Annotated in this window: 20 protein-coding genes; 12 read left to right on the top strand and 8 right to left on the bottom strand. The window is 71.5% G+C overall.

Translation table 11 applies throughout. The features are described from left to right. Nucleotides 1–14: 14 nt before the first annotated feature. Both radA and C3E78_RS15870 read right to left on the bottom strand, forming a co-directional pair. Nucleotides 15–1,391, bottom strand: a complete 1,377-nt coding sequence (radA, locus tag C3E78_RS15875) for a DNA repair protein RadA (RefSeq protein ID WP_108580056.1) — start codon at nt 1,389–1,391, stop codon at nt 15–17. A 76-nt stretch (nt 1,392–1,467) separates the two neighbouring features. Continuing rightward, nucleotides 1,468–2,259: an alpha/beta fold hydrolase gene (locus C3E78_RS15870; RefSeq protein ID WP_108580054.1), complete on the bottom strand. Its 792-nt coding sequence runs from the start codon at nt 2,257–2,259 to the stop codon at nt 1,468–1,470. 102 nt (nt 2,260–2,361) lie between these two features. On the opposite strand from C3E78_RS15870, the gene C3E78_RS15865 reads away from it, so the two are divergent. Further along, nucleotides 2,362–3,030 (top strand): DUF2238 domain-containing protein, encoded by a 669-nt coding sequence (locus C3E78_RS15865; RefSeq protein ID WP_108580052.1) that lies wholly within the window; start codon nt 2,362–2,364, stop codon nt 3,028–3,030. A gap of 13 nt (nt 3,031–3,043) precedes the next feature. On the opposite strand, the gene C3E78_RS15860 is transcribed toward C3E78_RS15865, so the two are convergent. Both C3E78_RS15860 and C3E78_RS15855 read right to left on the bottom strand, forming a co-directional pair. Next, nucleotides 3,044–3,682, bottom strand: coding sequence for a VOC family protein (locus C3E78_RS15860; RefSeq protein ID WP_108580050.1), 639 nt, complete (start codon nt 3,680–3,682; stop codon nt 3,044–3,046). A 43-nt stretch (nt 3,683–3,725) separates the two neighbouring features. Then, nucleotides 3,726–4,469, bottom strand: coding sequence for a DUF3109 family protein (locus C3E78_RS15855; RefSeq protein ID WP_108580049.1), 744 nt, complete (start codon nt 4,467–4,469; stop codon nt 3,726–3,728). Between the two features lie 65 nt (nt 4,470–4,534). On the opposite strand from C3E78_RS15855, the gene C3E78_RS15850 reads away from it, so the two are divergent. From C3E78_RS15850 to C3E78_RS15840, 3 genes are read left to right on the top strand one after another with little or no spacing between them, the layout of a single operon-like run. After that, nucleotides 4,535–5,446, top strand: a complete 912-nt coding sequence (locus C3E78_RS15850; RefSeq protein WP_108580047.1) for a Ppx/GppA family phosphatase — start codon at nt 4,535–4,537, stop codon at nt 5,444–5,446. Nucleotides 5,447–5,470: 24 nt separating this feature from the next. Beyond that, nucleotides 5,471–6,256, top strand: a complete 786-nt coding sequence (locus C3E78_RS15845; RefSeq protein WP_199906843.1) for a sugar phosphate isomerase/epimerase family protein — start codon at nt 5,471–5,473, stop codon at nt 6,254–6,256. 36 nt (nt 6,257–6,292) lie between these two features. After that, nucleotides 6,293–6,763, top strand: coding sequence for a LysE family translocator (locus C3E78_RS15840; protein WP_108580043.1), 471 nt, complete (start codon nt 6,293–6,295; stop codon nt 6,761–6,763). A gap of 22 nt (nt 6,764–6,785) precedes the next feature. On the opposite strand, the gene C3E78_RS15835 is transcribed toward C3E78_RS15840, so the two are convergent. Then, nucleotides 6,786–7,745 (bottom strand): bile acid:sodium symporter family protein, encoded by a 960-nt coding sequence (locus tag C3E78_RS15835; RefSeq protein ID WP_108580040.1) that lies wholly within the window; start codon nt 7,743–7,745, stop codon nt 6,786–6,788. A gap of 23 nt (nt 7,746–7,768) precedes the next feature. On the opposite strand from C3E78_RS15835, the gene proC reads away from it, so the two are divergent. The 6 genes from proC (at nt 7,769) to C3E78_RS15805 (ending at nt 12,667) form a co-directional block, all read left to right on the top strand. Then, nucleotides 7,769–8,575, top strand: coding sequence for a pyrroline-5-carboxylate reductase (proC, locus tag C3E78_RS15830; RefSeq protein ID WP_108580038.1), 807 nt, complete (start codon nt 7,769–7,771; stop codon nt 8,573–8,575). Between the two features lie 9 nt (nt 8,576–8,584). After that, entirely contained in the window at nt 8,585–9,781 is a 1,197-nt protein-coding gene (locus C3E78_RS15825; protein WP_235833667.1) for an acetoin utilization protein AcuC, read from the top strand. Between the two features lie 155 nt (nt 9,782–9,936). Then, nucleotides 9,937–10,122 carry a helix-turn-helix domain-containing protein gene (locus tag C3E78_RS15820; protein WP_108580036.1) on the top strand — a complete coding sequence of 62 codons (186 nt, stop codon included), beginning with the start codon at nt 9,937–9,939 and terminating at the stop codon, nt 10,120–10,122. 197 nt (nt 10,123–10,319) lie between these two features. Beyond that, nucleotides 10,320–10,421 (top strand): 30S ribosomal protein bS22, encoded by a 102-nt coding sequence (locus tag C3E78_RS15815; protein WP_019143756.1) that lies wholly within the window; start codon nt 10,320–10,322, stop codon nt 10,419–10,421. Between the two features lie 6 nt (nt 10,422–10,427). After that, on the top strand, nt 10,428–11,411 hold the full coding sequence (locus tag C3E78_RS15810; RefSeq protein WP_108580034.1) for an NAD-dependent epimerase/dehydratase family protein: 984 nt from the start codon (nt 10,428–10,430) through the stop codon (nt 11,409–11,411). Continuing rightward, nucleotides 11,408–12,667 (top strand): lysophospholipid acyltransferase family protein, encoded by a 1,260-nt coding sequence (locus C3E78_RS15805; RefSeq protein ID WP_108580032.1) that lies wholly within the window; start codon nt 11,408–11,410, stop codon nt 12,665–12,667. Before C3E78_RS15810 ends, C3E78_RS15805 begins: the two co-directional genes overlap by 4 nt. Nucleotides 12,668–12,819: 152 nt before the next feature. Here the strand turns inward: C3E78_RS15805 and C3E78_RS15800 are convergent, their stop codons facing one another. From C3E78_RS15800 to C3E78_RS15790, 3 genes are all read right to left on the bottom strand, one after another. After that, on the bottom strand, nt 12,820–13,920 hold the full coding sequence (locus C3E78_RS15800) for a DUF5667 domain-containing protein (protein WP_108580030.1): 1,101 nt from the start codon (nt 13,918–13,920) through the stop codon (nt 12,820–12,822). Between the two features lie 100 nt (nt 13,921–14,020). Next, the gene (locus tag C3E78_RS15795) at nt 14,021–14,719 is read right to left on the bottom strand and encodes a sigma-70 family RNA polymerase sigma factor (protein ID WP_235833666.1); all 699 of its coding nucleotides are present in this window, start codon (nt 14,717–14,719) and stop codon (nt 14,021–14,023) included. Nucleotides 14,720–14,783: 64 nt separating this feature from the next. Further along, a complete protein-coding gene (locus C3E78_RS15790; protein ID WP_108580028.1) occupies nt 14,784–15,656 on the bottom strand; it encodes an HAD family hydrolase in 873 nt (290 codons plus the stop codon). A 52-nt stretch (nt 15,657–15,708) separates the two neighbouring features. Between C3E78_RS15790 and C3E78_RS15785 the strand changes: the two genes are divergently transcribed. After that, entirely contained in the window at nt 15,709–17,280 is a 1,572-nt protein-coding gene (locus C3E78_RS15785; protein ID WP_235833665.1) for a class I adenylate-forming enzyme family protein, read from the top strand. Further along, nucleotides 17,277–17,549 (top strand): glutaredoxin family protein, encoded by a 273-nt coding sequence (locus C3E78_RS15780; protein ID WP_235833664.1) that lies wholly within the window; start codon nt 17,277–17,279, stop codon nt 17,547–17,549. Before C3E78_RS15785 ends, C3E78_RS15780 begins: the two co-directional genes overlap by 4 nt. Nucleotides 17,550–17,657: the final 108 nt, after the last annotated feature.

Raw genomic sequence — 17,657 nt, 5'->3', positions numbered from 1 at the left:
CAGTCTACGGGTCGCTAGAGCTTCGCGGCCCCATCGAGACAGGCCATCGCCTCTCGGATCGTGTGAACCGGGCGGATCGACATCGTGGACGTGATCGTGTCGAGCCCTTCGGACCCCGCAGGGACGACTGCGCGCTTGAAACCGATGCGCTCGGCCTCGCGCAGCCGAGCCGCGAGGTTGCTCACCTTGCGCACCTCGCCGGCCAGCCCGACCTCGCCGATGGCGACCAGATCGGGCGGTGCCACCAGCTCGAGCACGGCGGAGAAGGTCGCGATGGCCACCGCGAGGTCGACGGACGGCTCGACGAGTCGCGCACCCCCGACCGAGGCGGTGTAGACGTCGTGCTGGCCCAGGTGGACGCCGCAGTGCTTGGTGAGCACCGCGAGGATCATCGCCACCCGGGACGAGTCGAGGCCGCTGGACGTGCGCCGCGGGGAGGGGGTCGACGACGTGACGCTCAGGGCCTGCACCTCGGCGAGCAGCGGGCGCCGGCCCTCCATCGTCACGGTGACGCACGTGCCGGCGACGGGCTGGGCGTGGCGGGAGACGAACAGCCCGGTGGGGTCGGGCACCTCGACGATGCCGTCGTCCACGAGGTCGAAGCAGCCGATCTCGTCGACCGGCCCGAAGCGGTTCTTCACCGCGCGGAGCAGACGCAGCCGCGAGCTGCGGTCGCCCTCGAACTGCAGCACCACGTCGACCAGGTGCTCGAGCACCCGCGGGCCGGCCACCGAGCCGTCCTTGGTGACGTGACCGACCAGCAGCGTCGCGATGCCGTCACGCTTGGCGCGCTGGATGACCGCGGACGCCACCTCGCGGACCTGGGTGACGCCACCGGGGACGCCCTCGACGTCGGCCGAGCCTATGGTCTGCACCGAGTCGACGATCAGCAGGCTGGGGTCGACGGTGTCGATGTGCGTCAGCACGCCACCGAGATCGGTCTCCGCCGCGAGGTAGAGGTTGTCGTCGACCGCACCCGTGCGCTCGGCGCGCAGCCGGACCTGCGCCGCCGACTCCTCGCCGGAGACGTACAGCGTGCGCCGACCGGCTCGCGCCCACCGGGCGGCGACCTCGAGGAGCAATGTCGACTTGCCGACTCCGGGCTCGCCGGCGAGCAGCAGGACCCCGCCGGGCACCACGCCGCCGCCGAGCACCCGGTCGAGCTCGCCGATGCCCGATCCGACGGACCGCGCCGACTCGATCGCGACCTGGCTGATCGGCACCGCGGGCGTCGCGACGGGCGCGGCCTGGGTGCGACCGGCGCGGACGGGGGCGGCCACGTCGACGGTGCCCCAGGCCTGGCACTCCCCGCACCGACCGACCCACTTGCTCGTCGTCCAGCCGCACTCGGCGCAGACGTAGGCAGGTCGGACTGTCTTGGTGCTGGCCATGACAGCCACCCTAGGCGAGGGGACCGACAGGACGACCGGCCGACGACAGCAGTCGAGGAGGCTCAGCCGAGGAGGCTCAGCCGAGGAGGAAGGGCAGGAGGGCCGGCACGACCACGTCCGGGCCCGCGTCGTGACCCGCGCCGACCAGCTGCTCGAGCCGCGCGTCCGGCAGCCCGTCGGCGAGCTGGCGGGCCACGTCGACCATGAACCCGTGGTCGGCGCCGCCGACCAGGACGAGGGTCGGGACCGTCACAGCGGGCAGCAGCTCCTCGGGCACGAGACCGCCGTCGTGGTCGCCCATCGCCGCGGAGTCATACGCGAGCGACGGTGCGACGGCCTCCAGGGCGGGCCAGTGAGGGCTGCCCCGCATGCCGTCGACGAGCTCCGCCGGCGTGCCGACCATCCGCAGGAAGGCGGCGACCGCGTCCCCGTCACGCTGTGCCAGCAGCAGCGCGTGCAGCTCGGCGTCCCAGTCGCGGGCCCGTTGCTCACCGCCAGGCGAGCTGTACGGGGCGTCGTGCAGCACGAGGCGGGTGACCCCGACGTCGGCGGCCGCTGCCCGCAGCGCGACGCCTGCGCCGGACGAGTGCCCGTAGACGGCGGCGCTGCCGCCGGCGGCCCGGACCAGCGCCGCGACGTCCTCGACCTCGCGCCGGGGGTCGTACGGCGGCGGGTCGCCCATGTCGTCGCTCTGGCCTCGGCCGCGGCGGTCCAGGTTGAGGACGGTCAGGTGCTCAGCCAGCGCAGCCGCCAGGGGCGCGGTGACGCCTCGCGTGCAGGTCGCTCCGGGCAGCAGCACGACCGGTGGGCCGGCGCCGAGGCGGTCGAACGCCAGGGTCGTCCCGTCGGCAGACGTCGTGGTCTCCATCCGCCGACAGTAGGCCTGCGAGCAGGCGGTGTGCCAGTGCTCGAGGGGCCCCGAACACGTGTCCCGTGGTCCTGGGCCCAGGGGCCCCCGTAAACTGGTCCAATGACGTCCGTCGCCGTGGCCACCCGGTATCCCGCGCCGCCCGTCTTCAGGTCCGCCGACATCGCCGCCAAGACGGGGCTGATCCTGCTGGTGACGCTCGCGCTCCTGGTGCCCGGCTTCGGCAACCTCGACGGCAAGGGCCTCGCGCCGCGGGCGATCGGCTATCCCCTCGCGGCGTTCGCCGTGCCGTTCGTCTGGTTCACGTGGTGGCGGCAGCGGGCTTCGTTCCCGTGGACGGTCGACTTCCTCGTGACGTTCGTGTGCTTCAGCGACATGTTCGGCAACTACCTCAACCTGTACGACTCGGTCGAGTCCTTCGACAACATGATGCACTTCGTGAACACCGGGCTCCTCGCCGCGGCGTTCATCTTGTTGACGATGCACCGCTCGAGCACGCTCGGCGCCGTCGTCGAGCGTGCCCTCGCGTTCGGCGTCAGCGCCGCACTGCTGTGGGAGATCGCCGAGTACTTTGCCTTCCTGCGCTGGTCGCCCGAGCGCCTCGGCGCGTACGCCGACACGCTGAGCGACATGTCGCTGGGCGCCCTGGGCTCGCTGATCGCCGCCTTCTGGGTGCACGCCCTGTGGCGCCGGGGGCGCCTCACCGAGGTCGCGCCGCAGCTCGAGCTGGCGCACCAGGGCCGGACCAGCAGCCGGGTCGACGCCCGCTGACCGGCCCCTCGGCCTAGATGCGGACGTCGCCGGAAGGCGTCGAGAACTCGGCTGCCAGGATGCCCGGCGTGCCGTGCGGTGCGACCCAGCGGACCTCGATGTCCTCCAGGGCCTCGATCGCCGGCTCGCCCAGGTAGTCCGCGAGGCGCTGCGGGTCGCCCGCGATGTCGAGGGCGGTGAGCGTGATCCCCGTGCTGGCCATCTGCGACGGGTGCTCGGCGGGATCCTTCTCCCACTGGATGACGAACGGCAGCTGGGGGTCGGCCTTCATGCCGCTGGTGCCGATCTGGCGCCACTCGAGGTTGTAGCCGTCCGGACGGCGGCGGTTGCCGGGCACGGCGTGACGGCCCATGCGGTGCTCCACCTCGGTCATGTCGTCGACCGAGACGCACCAGCCGAGCCAGCCTCCGCCGGCGTCGCGACGGGCGCGGACGGCCTGGCCGAACGCGGCCTTGTCGGCGGCGGGGTGGTCGAGCACCTCGACGACCTCGAGATACTGCCGGTTCTGCAGCGGCAGAATCATGTTGCGGGTGCCGAATCGCGGGTGGGCGCCCCCGTCGAGGAACTCCGCGCCCAGCAGCTGCCCGAGCTCTGCGGTGGTGCCTCCGAGGCCCTTGGCGCCGACGGCGAAAGAAACGTGATCCAGATGCATGCTGCATTCTGACCCAGCCGCGCATCGCGGCCGTGCAGGGGGGTCAGCGCAGGGGGTCGGCGAGATGTGGTGTATTGGCGCCGCGGGCCTCGTGGTCTCTGCAATGCCGGGCCAGCTCGGCGTACGCGGCCTCTCCCATGAGGGCGGTCAGCTCGTCCCGGTTGGACTCGTAGACCGGTTCGCTGCCGACGTGGGCCTCGGTGTTGGAGGAGCAGTACCAGTCCAGGTCGGCCCCGCCGGGACCCCAGCCCGCGCGGGTGTACTCGCCGATCTCGGTCTCGGTGTACGTCGTGCCGTCGCCGCGGTCGACGTCCCGGAACTGCCGTCGCAGGGGGAGCTGCCAGCACACGTCCGGCTTGGTGGTGTGCGGCTTGAGGTCGTTGGCCAGCGCGTAGCCGTGGAGCGCGCAGCCGTACCCGCCGGGGAAGCTGCGCGAGTTGTGGAAGATGCACGCGCCACGGAAGGCCCGGGTCTTCAGGTCGCCCTCGTCGTCGCGCTCGGTCCAGCCGCCGCGGTGCCCCTCGTCGTGGTGCTCCCACTGCTCGGGCGTGAGCTGCACCATGATTGCGCGGGTCCGCTCGGCGTCCTCGTCGTCGGCGAAGTGGGCGCCGAGGGTGCAGCAGCCGGCGTCCGGGCTGGTGTCGTAGATGCCGGGGCAGCCCTGGCCGAAGATGCACGTCCAGCGTGAGGTCAGCCAGGTCAGGTCGCAGCGGAAGACCTCGGTGGAGTCGTCGGGGTTGACGAACTCCACGTACGTCCGCGGGAATCCGAGCTCGACCTCTGGCATTTGCGACAATCCTATCCGCGATGGCCTCGCCCGACCGGTGTGCGGATCGGTGCGACAATGGGCACATGCGAATGGGCGTCCTCGACATCGGCTCGAACACGGGCCACCTGCTGGTCGTCGACGCCTTCCGTGGTGGCCCCCCGGTGCCGGCCCACTCCTACAAGGAGCCGCTGCGTCTCGCGGAGCAGCTCGACGCCGACCAGGCCGTCACCGAGGAGGGCCTGTCCCGCCTCGTGAAGTACGTCGTCGAGGCGCGTGCGGTGGCGGCCGACAAGGGCTGCACCACGATCCTGGCGTTCGCGACCTCCGCGGTGCGCGACGCGGTCAACGCCGATGAGGTCATCGCGACGGTCAACGAGGCCAGCGGCCTGGACCTGCAGGTGCTGTCCGGTGAGGACGAGGCGCGGCTGACGTTCCTGGCCGTCCGCCGGTGGTTCGGCTGGTCCTCGGGCCGTCTCGGTGTGTTCGACATCGGTGGGGGCTCGCTGGAGATCGCCTCGGGCTCCGACGAGTCTCCCGACGTGGCCCGCTCGATGGCCCTCGGTGCGGGACGGCTGACCCGGGAGTGGCTCGAGGCGGGTCGCTCGGCCGCCGACCTGCGGCTCCACGTCCGTGCGGTGATCGCCGACGGCGCGGGGGCCGTGCTGCGTGGCGGCCCGTTCGACCGCGCCGTGGCCACGAGCAAGACGTTCCGGTCACTGGCTCGCATCTGCGGTGCGGCGCCGTCGGCCGAGGGGCCGTACGTCCGTCGCCTCCTGCACCGCAACGACCTGTCGGCGCTCGTCGAGTCGCTGCGGACCATGCGTCCCGAGGCGATCGCCGCCCTGCCCGGCGTCTCGCCGGACCGGGCCCACCAGATGCACGCGGGCGCCATCGTGGCCGAGGCGGCGATGGACCTGTTCGGCCTCTCCGAGCTGGCCATCTGTCCGTGGGCGTTGCGCGAGGGCGTCCTGCTCGAGCATCTCGACGGTCTCTGAGGGCCCCGACCTACAGTGGGAGTCGTGCCCGACCCCATCCGTGTGTCCCTGTCGACCTCATCGGTCTACCCGGGCTCGACCGCTAGCGGCTTCGAGGCGGCGGCCCGGCTGGGCTACGACGGGGTCGAGGTGATGGTCGGCATCGACGACGTGAGCGCCGACATCACGGCGATCAAGGCACTGAGCTCGTTCCACGAGATGCCGGTGGTGTCGGTCCACGCGCCCTGCCTGCTCGTCACGCAGCGGGTCTGGGGCAGTGACCCGTGGGGCAAGCTGCACCGCAGCGCCGAGATGGCGCACGAGGTGGGGGCCTCGGTCGTCGTGGTGCACCCGCCGTTCCGGTGGCAGCGCGACTACGCCCGCGGGTTCGTCGAGGGGATCGCGGACCTCGAGGCCGAGCACGGCATCGTGTACGCGGTGGAGAACATGTACCCCTGGCGCACCGGCAAGCGCGAGTTCCAGGCGTACGCGCCCGGGTGGGACCCGATCGAGCAGGACTACGCCCACGTGACGTTGGACCTGTCGCACAGCTCGACCGCCGGCGGCGACCCCCTGGAGATGGCCGCGGCGCTGGGTCACCGGCTCGCGCACGTGCACATCGCCGACGGCTCCGGGTCGGCCAAGGACGAGCACATGATCCCCGGGCGTGGCACCCAGCCGTGCGGGGAGTTCCTCTCCACGGTCGTCGAGGACGGGTTCGAGGGCGAGGTCGTGGTGGAGATCAACACCCGCAAGGCCAAGGACCAGTCCGAGCGCGAGGCCGACCTCCTCGAGGCACTGGCGTTCACCCGCCTGCATGCCTCCGTCTGAGCCCCCGGGGCCCCGGGCCGGTCCTACGATGTGGGGGTGATCACCCTCGACCAGCTCCTGGCGTTCGGGCTCGCGGCGCTCGTCCTGATCGCGATCCCGGGGCCGAGCGTCGTCTTCGTGATCGGCCGCGCGCTCGCGTACGGCCGTGGGGTCGCGCTCGCGACCGTCGCGGGCAACACCCTCGGCCTCCTGGTCGTCGTCGTGCTGGTCGCGCTGGGCCTGGGCGCGGTCGTGCAGGAGTCGATCATCGTGTTCACGGCCTTGAAGCTCGCCGGTGCGGCGTACCTCGTCTGGCTGGGCGTCCAGGCGGTCCGGCACCGCTCGGCGTTCGTCGTGCGGGAGGCCGACGAGCAGGCGCCGCCGGTGCTGGCCTGGGCGGTCGTCGCGAGCCAGCTGCGGTCGTGGTTCAGCGCCTCTCCCCGTCGCGGTGCCGCGCTGGGCGTCGTCGGCGGCACGTCGATGATCGGGCTCGGCGTCGGCTTGGCGGTGACCGGCGACCACGGCTGACGCCTCTCGGACGGACGGGCGACTAGCGCACCGCCACCGCGGGAGGCGCGAGCCGCTTGGCGAGGACGGCCCCGGTGATGATCTGCATCTGGTGGTAGAGCATCAGGGGCAGGACGATCAGGGCCACGTTGCCGCCGGCGAACAGCACCGTCGCGATGGGCAGGCCACTCGCGAGCGACTTGTTGGAGGCGCAGAACAGCACCGCCACCCGGTCCCCCCGCGCCAGGCCGGACCAGCGACCGATCGCCACCGCCCACCCCATGCCCACCGCGAGCAGGCATGCGCACACGAGTGCCACCGCCAGGACGGACCACACGCTCAGCGAGGACCAGATGTGCGCCTCGGCTCCCTCGCTGAACGCCACGAACACGACCAGCACGATGCTCGACCGGTCGTAGAGCTGCAGCCGGGTGTCGTGCCGCCGGACGAAACCGCCCACGACCGGACGCATCAGCTGGCCCAGCACGAACGGGGCGAGGATCTGCAGCACGATGCGGACGATCGACCCGGTGTCGACCGAGGCGTCGGACGTCATCAGCAGCGCCACCAGCGCGGGGGTCAGGAACACGCCCAGGATGTTCGACAACGAGGCGCTCACGACCGCTCCGGCGACGTTGCCGCCCGCGATCCCGGTGTAGACGACGCACGACTGCACGGTCGACGGGACGAGGCAGAGCAGCAGCACACCGCTGACCAGCGAGGGCTTCAGCAGGTTGCCGTCGAGCAGCTGCGTCGCGAGCCCCAGGAGCGGGAACACGATGAACGTCGCCGACAGGACCACGGTGTGCAGGCGCCAGTTCCCCAGGCCGGCCAGCGTCTCGGCCGTGGACAGCCGCGCGCCGTACAGGAAGAACAACAGCCCGATCGCCCCGACCGAGACCCACTTGAGGACCTCGAGGGGCTGGCCGGTGACCGGGAGGAACGAGGCGATCAGCGCGGTGGTGATCAGCGCCACGATGAACGGGTCGAGACGTTGGCGCACGACCCGACACTAGTGTGAGGGCCATGACTCAGCGGATCGCGATCCTCGGCGCCGGCGTGATGGGCGAGACCCTCCTGTCGGCGATCCTCTCCTCCGGCCACCCGACCGGCGACGTCGTCATCAGCGAGAAGCGCGACGAGCGCGCGGCTGAGCTGCGCGAGAAGCACGGCGTCGAGGTGACCGGCAACGCGGAGGCGTCCGCGGCAGCCGACGTCATCCTCGTCGTGGTCAAGCCCCAGGACGTGGAACCGGTGCTCGCCGAGATCGCCGACTCGGTGCGGCCCGGCGCCACGGTCGTCTCGCTGGCGGCCGGCATCCGCATCGCGACGGTCGCCGCCGCCCTGCCGGACGGGGTCGCGGTCGTGCGGGCGATGCCCAACACCCCGGCCCTCGTCGGCGAGGGCATGTTCGGCGTCTCGGCGGGACCCGGGGTCTCCGACGAGCAGCTCGCCGCCGTCGTGGGGCTGCTGGAGTCCGGAGGCCGGGTCGTCGTCGTCGACGAGAGCCGCCAGGACGCGGTGACCGCCGTGTCCGGCTCCGGTCCGGCGTACGTCTTCTACCTCGCCGAGGCGATGATCGCCGGCGGCGTCGCGGAGGGCCTCGACGAGGACACCGCCCGCACCCTCGCCGCCCAGACCCTGGTCGGCGCCGCGAAGCTGCTCGCGGAGTCCGACGAGAGCGCGCAGGAGCTGCGCCGCCGGGTGACCTCGCCGAACGGCACGACCCACGCCGCGATCACCACGTTCGATGAGGCCGGTGTGAAGGACGGCTTGGTGGCCGGAGTGGCTGCTGCGGCGGCCCGCTCGGCCGAGCTCTCCGGTCCGGCATAGGCTCACGGTGTGAGTGAGCGCACAGAGCTGGCAGCGGATCGTGCCTGCGTCGTCTTCGACGAGCACCTGACCGAGTACAACTTCGGCCAGTCGCACCCGATGGCGCCGGTCCGCATCGAGCTGACCATGGACCTGGCCCGCGAGCTCGGCATCGTCGAAGGCCTCGACGTGGTCGACGCCCGTCCCGCGACCGAGGACGAGCTCGCGCTGGTCCACACGCCGTCGTACATCGAGCGCGTGAAGAAGCTGAGCGACCACCCCGTCTACAGCGATCTCACGATCGGACTGGGATCGGACGACAACCCGGTCTTCGCGCACATGCACGAGGCCAGCGCGCTGATCGCCGGTGCGAGCGTCCAGGCCGCCCGCCGCGTCTGGACCGGAGCGGCACCCCGCGCGGTCAACATCAGCGGGGGCCTGCACCACGCGATGCCCGGCAACGCGAGCGGCTTCTGCATCTACAACGACGTCGCGCTCGCGATCCGCTGGCTCCTCGACAACGGCGCCGAGAAGGTCGCCTACATCGACGTCGACGCGCACCACGGCGACGGCGTCCAGAAGATGTTCTGGAACGACCCGCGCGTCCTGACGATCTCGATCCACGAGGGGCCGCAGTCGCTGTTCCCCGGCACGGGGTTCTCCAGCGAGACCGGGGGAGAGGGCGCCGAGGGATCAGCGGTGAACGTCCCGCTGCCGCCCGGCACCTCGGACGCCGGCTGGCTGCGGGCGTTCCACGCGGTCGTGCCGCCGCTGATCCGCGAGTTCGCGCCGGACATCCTCGTGACGCAGCACGGCTGCGACTCCCACATGGACGATCCGCTGACCAACCTCATGCTGAGCGTCGACGGGCAGCGCGCGTCCTACCTCGCGGTGAAGGACTTGGCCGAGGAGGTCTGCGACGGCAAGTGGGTCGCCACCGGTGGCGGCGGGTACGCCGTGATGGACGTCGTGCCGCGTGCCTGGGCCCACCTGCTCGCGATCGTCGCCGGCCACCCGCTCGACCCCGGAGCGCTGACGCCGGAGAAGTGGCGCGAGCGCATCGAGCACCTGCGCGGCATGCCCGGACCGCAGCGCATGACGGACGGCCGCACCGTCGCGTACCGCGCCTGGGAGGAGGGGTACGACCCCGCCAGCTGGCTCGACCGATCGATCCACGCGACCCGCGAGGCGTCGTTCCCCCTGAACGGCCTCGACTACCTGCCCTGACCGCGAAATCGGCGAATTCGTCCCACCTGTGGGGATTTTCGACAACTACTGTCGCTGCGGCCTCACGAGGCACTACGCTCAACCAAGGCACGCGCGCTGTTTCTCTGGTGGGGAAGCCAGAGAGCGCGCGTGCCCCTCAGGAAGCAGGTGGTGACATGGCACCCGGACCGACGTTCTTGACCGTCGCCGAAGTGGCAAGTCAGATGCGCGTCTCGAAGATGACGGTCTACCGTCTCGTCCACTCCGGCGAGCTCGAGGCCGTCCGCGTGGGACGCTCCTTCCGCGTGCCCGAGCACGCCGTCCAGCAGTTCCTGGGCAAGTCCTACTTCCAGGCCGGCTGATCCGGCACGTCCCACCGGTGCTCGCCCCGTCCATGTCCCCGGTCGCCAGAGATGCCGGACGCAGCAGACGTGTACGCTGAGGTGCAGCCATCACCGGGGGCGCAGGGCGGGTGTTTCGCCGTGGGTCCCGCGATGGCGACCAGTCTCAAGTGCACACCAGCCACGTACGCGTGGCCAGACGAGAAGTGAAGTGACCCGTGGGTTCAGTCATCAAGAAGCGTCGTAAGCGGATGTCGAAGAAGAAGCACCGCAAGATGCTCAAGCGCACACGAGTGCAGCGTCGTCGTCTGGGCAAGTAAAGCCAGATGAGCCGGGTCGTCCTTGTCACGGGTGTGGCGGGCTCGTTCGCGTCGAAATTCGCGCGACGGCTCGCTGACCTCGGCGAGGACGCCGGCATCGAACGCGTCGTCGGGATCGACACGATCCTGCCCGACGCCGATCTCGGCGGCGTGAAGTTCGTCCGCGCCGACATCCGCACCCCCGTCGTGGGCAAGGTCATCGCGGTCGACGACGTCGACACCGTGGTGCACCTGGACGTCAACCCGCCCCAGCGCGGCCGCGGCGGCGGCGCCAAGGAGCTCAACGTCATCGGCACGATGCAGCTGCTGGCTGCCTGCCAGCGCTCGACCCGGGTGAACAAGCTCGTGCTCGGCTCCTCGACCGCGGTCTACGGGTCCTCGCCCCGCGACCCGGCGATGTTCACCGAGTCGCTGCTCGCCCGCAACGGCGTGCGGACCGGCTTCCCCAAGGACATCGTCGAGGTGGAGTCGTACGTCCGCGGGTTCTCGCGTCGACGGCCCGAGGTCATCATCACGACGATCCGTGCCGCCCAGGTGCTGCACCCCGACGTCAACACGCCGCTGCGCAACTACTTCTCGAATCCGGTGCTGCCGTCGGTGCTCGGGTTCGATCCCCGTCTGCAGTTCCTGAGCCTGCAGGACGCGCTGGAGATCCTCACGCAGGCGGTGGTCCACGACCGCCCCGGCACGTTCAACGCCGCCGGGGAGGGCGTCGTCCTGCTCAGTCAGGCCGCGCGCCGCATGGGCAAGCCGCTCGTCCCGCTGCCCCCGATCGGCTTCGCGATGGCCGCTCGCCGGGTCATCCGGGCGATGGGGTCCGACATCCCGCCCGACCTGCACCGGCTCCTGACGTTCGGCCGGGTCGTCGACACCGCGGCCCTGCGCGACATCTTCGGCTACGAGCTCGCCCGCACGTCCGAGGAGACCTTCGACGACTTCCGGTCCTCGGTGCGACCGGGATTCCTGGCCACGGTGGGAGGGCGGTCATGAAGGACGAGCGCAAGACGATCGGATCCGGTGGCACGCCGGGCCGCGGCAACCGCGAGACGTCCCCGTCGGCGGCCGCGCGCTCGCTGGCCGGTGGCGCCGCCGCGCCGCGCAAGCCCGCCGCGAAGAAGAAGGCGCCGGCTGCCGCGAAGGGCACACCGACGCCCCCGAAGGCATCTGCAGCCCCGAAGGACCCCACCGCCCCGACGGCGACCGCTCCCGAGTCGCCCGTGACGCCGACAGCACCCCCGAGCGGCAAGCCGCACCTGCGTGCGGTCACCGACGAGGACGCCGCCGCAGCCGCGGCCGCAGCAGCCGAGGAGGCCGCCCGCCGCACCCGCACCGCCGGCGCGGCACCCCAGCCGGCGGGCATCCCGCTCGACGAGATCTTCGTGGCGGTCATCGAGGCCGCCCAGCGCGTCCTCGGCAGCGACTGGGAGGTGCGCGTCGCGACCCTGCTCGCGACGATCCGCAAGCGCCTGAGCGGTGACTACGAGGTCGACGAGTTCGGCTTCGACCCGCAGATCGCCGAGGTCCTGGCCGCCGCGATCGAGCCCCTGGCCGAGAAGTGGTTCCGCCTCGAGGTGCGCGGTGTCGAGAACATCCCCGAGGAGGGTGGTGCGCTGCTGGTCGCGAACCACTCGGGCACCGTTCCCCTCGACGGCCTGATCACGGGCTACGCGGTCAAGAAGTACGCCCAGCGCGACCTGCGTCCGCTCGGCGCGGACCTCGTGTTCGCGCTGCCGGGGGTGGGCCAGGTGGCCCGCAAGGTCGGCGCGACCCTGGCCTGCCAGGAGGACGCAGAGCGTCTGCTCACGGGCGGGCACCTCGCCGGTGTCTGGCCCGAGGGCTTCAAGGGCATCGGCAAGCCGTTCGCCGAGCGCTACAAGCTGCAGCGCTTCGGTCGCGGCGGATTCGTCTCGTCCGCGATGCGCGCGGGCGTGCCGATCGTCCCGGTCTCGATCGTGGGTGCCGAGGAGATCTACCCGTTGGTGGGCAACGTCCCGTCCCTCGCCCGCCTGCTCGGGCTGCCGTACCTGCCGATCACGCCGTTCTTCCCGTTGCTGGGTCCGCTCGGGCTGATCCCGCTGCCGAGCAAGTGGATCATCGAGTTCGGCGAGCCGATCCGCACCGACGCGTACGAGCCCGAGGCGGCGGACGACCCGATGCTGCTGTTCAACGTCACGGACCAGGTGCGGGAGACGATCCAGCAGACGCTCTACAAGCTGCTGGTGGACCGCGGCAACGCGTTCTTCTGAGACCGACGGCGCTCTGCGCCGTCGCGTCTCAGAATGCCAGGGAGCGAAGCGACCGTGAGCGTTCACGCCGAAGGCGTCAGCAGCGAGGCACAGCGAGCCAAAAGGCTCGAGCGACCACGAGCCGCAACCCGACCCAGGCGCCGCGAAAGCGGCTACTCGCGCCCGCGTCCGCCCCCGAGCAGCCCGTTCAGCAGTCCCGGCACCAGGCCCTCCTGCTCCTCGTCGCCGAGCAGTCCGCCCAGCAGCGGGTCGGTGACGTCGGACAGGGACGGGGTCCTGGTGGGCCGCGGTGGCGTGGGGGACGCCGCGGGACGCGGTGTCGGGGCGCTGTCCGCCGTGCCTGTGCCCGTGTCGTCCGGTGCTGCGGCGGGACGCTGGGTCGCGGCAGGCTTCGGAGCGGGGTCCGCCGTGTCCTTCGCCGCCTTGGCCTTGGGGGCCGCGGGGTTCTTCCTGGCCGCGCCGGTCACGGCAGACACGAGGTCGTCCACGTCGGCGCCCCCGCAGCTGGAGCACAGCGAGGACGCCTGGGTGGCGAGCCGCCGGACCGCACGGGTCGCGGCGACGAAGGAGTCCCCAGCGCCGTCGGGCAGGTCGGACGAGAGCTGGGAGAGGTCCTTGCTCGCGGCGGCGGCGAAGTCGTTGACCTGGCGCACCGACGTCTTCTTGCCGCGGTCGGTGTAGTCGGTGAACAGGCGGGACGACCCGTCGGACGCGGCTGACGAGAAGTCGTCGAGCGTCTCGGCGATGAGCTTGTCCGAGGCGCCCTTGCCGCTCAGCGAACGGGCCTCGGTGAGGCGTTCCTTGGCCTGGCCGAGCTGGAACGCGCCGCGTGAGGCGTCGTCGCGGTGCAACGTCGTGAGCTCGACGGACTCGACGGTGCGCTTGACCGGGTAGAGCGTCTCGCCGGGAAGTGCGGACGCGCTGGACGCGACGAGACCGACCGCCCCGGCAGAGGTGACGAGCGTTGCGGTGAGGCCCACGAGCCGGCGCCGCGGCCGGCGGGGTCCGGCGGACGACGGCGTGGCAGCAGGACGGCGGTCGGCCGGCGGCAGCGGCTTGAGCACGGTCGCGGCCTCGGTCATCAGCTGCGCGCGGAGGTCGGACCGGAACCGGGCCGACGGCTCGATCGCGGCCGCTGCACAGAGGTCCTCGGCGAACGCCACGAGATCGGCGATGTGCTGGTCCCGGGGCGCGGCACCGTTCCAGGCCTCGTCGAAGGACTGGGCGTCGTCGTGGGAGCGACGGCCGATCATGAGGGGTTCCTGACTGCTGTGAAGGTGTCAGGACGAACAACGAACCGGCACCGCTGGAGGTTATGGGCCTGCGACGAGAACCTCGTCGGCCGTGCGGGGCTCATCGCACCTCACCCGGGACGGACTTGGCCAAGCTGCGCACGGCCCGGAGCTGCAGCTGCTTGACGGCGCCCTCGCTGCGGCCGAGGGCCGCTGCGGTCTGCGCGATCGACAGGCCCTGGATGAAGCGCATGAGGATGCAGTCGCGCTGCTCGTTCGGCAACGCCCCGACGGCCGAGAGCAGCAGGTCGTTGGAGATGTGCGACAGGACCTCCTGCTCCGGGCTGGCGGCGTGCGTCCGTCCTTCCGGGATCGTCTCGGTGACCACCTCCAGGCGCGACCGGCTGGACTTGAAGTGGTCGGCGATGAGGTTGCGGGCGATCGTGGTCAGCCACGCGCCGAAGTCCTTGCCCTGCCAGCTGAAGCGCTGGATCGCGCGGAGGCCGCGGACGAACGTCTCGCTGGTCAGGTCCTCGGCGAGCTGGCGCGAGCCGACCCGGTAGTAGACGAACCGGAAGATGCCGGTCACGTAGTGGTCGTACAGCTGCCCGAACGCCTCGGAGTCGCCCTCCCGGGCCAGGTCGACGAGCGCCCGCAGCCGGGAGGCCTCCGGATCGTTGTCGTCGTGCGGCGGTTCGCCGCCGTTGGAGGGGGAGTAGGCCGGTGAGTCCGCCAGCGCGAGCGCGATGGCGAGGGACCGGTCGTCGGGGATCGCGAGGGCAAGCGACAGCGCAACGCGCAGCCCTCCGACGTCCACCACCTCAGGCCCTCCCTGATTTCCCGCGATTCTAGCCTGCGGCGACGGGATGTGACGACCTGTTGTGTCACTTCCTGCGGCGCAGCGTCCGCCAGGTGGCGCCGGCCGCGACCCCCGCGACCGCGCCCTTGGCTCCGGCCATGAAGACCTTGCGTCCGGTGCGGTAGTCGCGGACCCGCCAGCCGTTCGCCTTGGCGTGCGACCGCAACGTGGCGTCCGGGTTGATCGCGCAGGGATGACCGACGAGGGACAGCATCGGCAGGTCGTTGCTGGAGTCGGAGTACGCGTAGCAGCGGTCCAGGGCGAGCCCCTCGCGCTCGGCGATGTCGCGCACCGCGACCGCCTTGCCCTCACCGTGCAGCATCTCGCCGACGAGGCGGCCGGTGTAGATGCCGTCCACGTGCTCCGAGACCGTCCCGAGCGCGCCGGTCAGACCGAGCCGGCGGGCGATGACGGTCGCGATCTCGATGGGTGCCGCGGTGACCAGCCAGACCCGCTGGCCCCGATCGAGGTGCCACTGGGCGAGCGCGCGGGTCCCGGGCCAGATCCTGGCGGCCATCCGTTCGTCGAAGATCTCCTCACCGATCTCCTCGAGCTCGCTGACGCTGTGGCCGGCGATGAAGGCCAGTGCGCTCGCGCGGGCCTTGTCGATGTGCTCGGGGTCCTCGCTGCCGACGACGCGGAAGTAGATCTGGTGCCAGGCGGCACTGAGGATGTCCCGGGTGGTGAAGAACTCGCGCCGGTGCAGGCCGCGGGCGAAGTGGAAGAGCGAGGCGCCCTGCATGACCGTGTTGTCGACGTCGAAGAATGCGGCGGCGGTGAGATCGGGAGCGGTGGACAGCGCGCTCTCCATCTCGCTGGCCGAGGCGGCCGCCTGGCCGGCGAGGACCGAGCGTGACTGCAGGTTGCGGGGCTGATCGGGTGCTGCATCCCGTGCCATGTCCCCGAGCCTAACGCCCTCCCGGTCTCACCGGCTGTGGTTGACTCAAGGGGTGACAGTCAATGTCAGCGAGTACGTCCACACGGCCGCCGAGAACGACCCGGACGGGGTGGCTCTGGTCGAGCACCGCGGCATCCGCCGCGAGGTGACGTGGCGCGAGCTCGACGAGTCCGCGGACGCGGTGGCCCGCGCCCTGTCGGGCCGTGGGCTGGTCGCCGGGCACCGGGTCGCGGTCGTCATGGCCAACCGGATCGACCTGCCGATCGCGTACTTCGGCATCCTCCGCGGCGGCATGGTCGCCGTGCCGATCAATCCGCGCTCGACCACCCGCGAGATCGGCCGCATGCTGGCCGACTCGCGCACGCGCGTCGTGCTCTGCGACGAGGCCGGGGTCGAGCAGGTGCGCGAGGCGGTCACCGACGACATGCAGGTGAGCGTCATCGTCGACGGCGCTGCGCCGCTGGCCGAAGAGACCTCCTTCGAGTCGTTCCTCGCGGACGCGCCGGCGGCGCCGCCCGCCGCCCCCGCGGACGTCGAGGCCCTCGCCGTGGTGCTCTACACCTCCGGCACCAGCGGAAAGCCTCGCGGCGTGATGCTGACCCACCGGGCCCTGATCGCCAACATCGAGCAGATCGCCCGCCTCGACCCGCCGGCCGTCACCCCGGACGACGTCTGCCTGGGCCTGCTGCCGATGTTCCACATCTACGGGCTCAACTGCGTGCTCGGGCAGGCCGTGCGGCAGGGGGCGCGGGTGGTCATGGTCGACGGCTTCGACCCCGCCGGCCTCCTGGAGCTGATCCGCTCCGAGGGCGTCACCAACGTGCCCCTGGCCCCGCCGGTCGTCGCTGCGTGGGCGGGACGGGACGGCCTCGGCGACCAGCTCAGCAGCGTGTCGATGGTCCTGTCCGGCGCCTCCGCGCTCGACCCGGAGCTCGCCGAGATGTTCCACGAGTCGTCCGGCAAGTACATCGAGCAGGGCTACGGCCTCACCGAGACCGCCCCGGTCATCGCGACGACGATGGGCTCCCCCCGCGACCCCGGCACGCCCCCGAAGGCCGGCTCGGTCGGTCGGCCGCTGCCGGGCATCGACGTGCGGATCGTGGAGGCCGACGGCCGGGACGCCGCTCCCGGTGACCCCGCCGAGATCTGGGTGAAGGGCGACAACCTCTTCTCAGGCTACTGGCCCGACGGGGTCGACGGCCCGCGACCTGACGGCTGGTACCCGACCGGCGACGTCGGCTTCCTGGACGAGGACGGCGACCTGACGCTGGTGGACCGGCTGCGCGAGCTGGTCATCGTGTCGGGCTTCAACGTGTACCCGTTCGAGGTCGAGGACGTGATCGCCGAGGTCCCGGGCGTCGGCCAGGTCGCGGTCGTCGGGCTCCCGGACGAGGACACCGGGGAGGCCGTGGTGGCGTTCGTCGTGCCGTCGGCGGACGCCCCGGACGAGGCCGACCTGATCGACGCCGTCGAGGCGCACTGCCGCACCCGTCTGGCGCGGTTCAAGCAGCCCCAACAGGTGGTCGTGGTGACCGGGCTGCCGCACTCGGCGACCGGCAAGGTCGCCAAGGGACGCCTGCGCTCGCTGGCCCGCAGCGAGACGCTGGGCCTCGACGCCCCGTGATCGCGCACGCCGACGACGCCCGGGTCGTGGTCTACGGACGCCAGGGCTGCCACCTGTGCGAGATCGCCGAGGCGCAGGTCGCCGAGGTCTGCGCCGAGACGGGGGACTCGTGGGTCCGCGTGGACATCGACGGGGACGACGACCTGCGGTCCCGGTTCACCGAGCAGGTCCCGGTGACCTTCGTCGACGGGAGCCAGCACGACTTCTGGCGGGTCGACCCGAACCGGCTGCGCAAGGCGCTGAAGAGGCGTCGCCGACGTGTGACATAACCCACCGGTCGGCGTCTCGATTTTGTTAACGCGTTCACAAACTCTTAAACTGGCGAAGCACTGCATGCCCATCCCGCAAGGGATAATCCCCAGCATGCCGGTGCAGGA

Source organism: Aeromicrobium chenweiae, assembly GCF_003065605.1.
In the GTDB taxonomy this organism is placed as follows: domain Bacteria; phylum Actinomycetota; class Actinomycetes; order Propionibacteriales; family Nocardioidaceae; genus Aeromicrobium; species Aeromicrobium chenweiae.
This window is presented reverse-complemented; position numbering and strand designations above follow the sequence as displayed.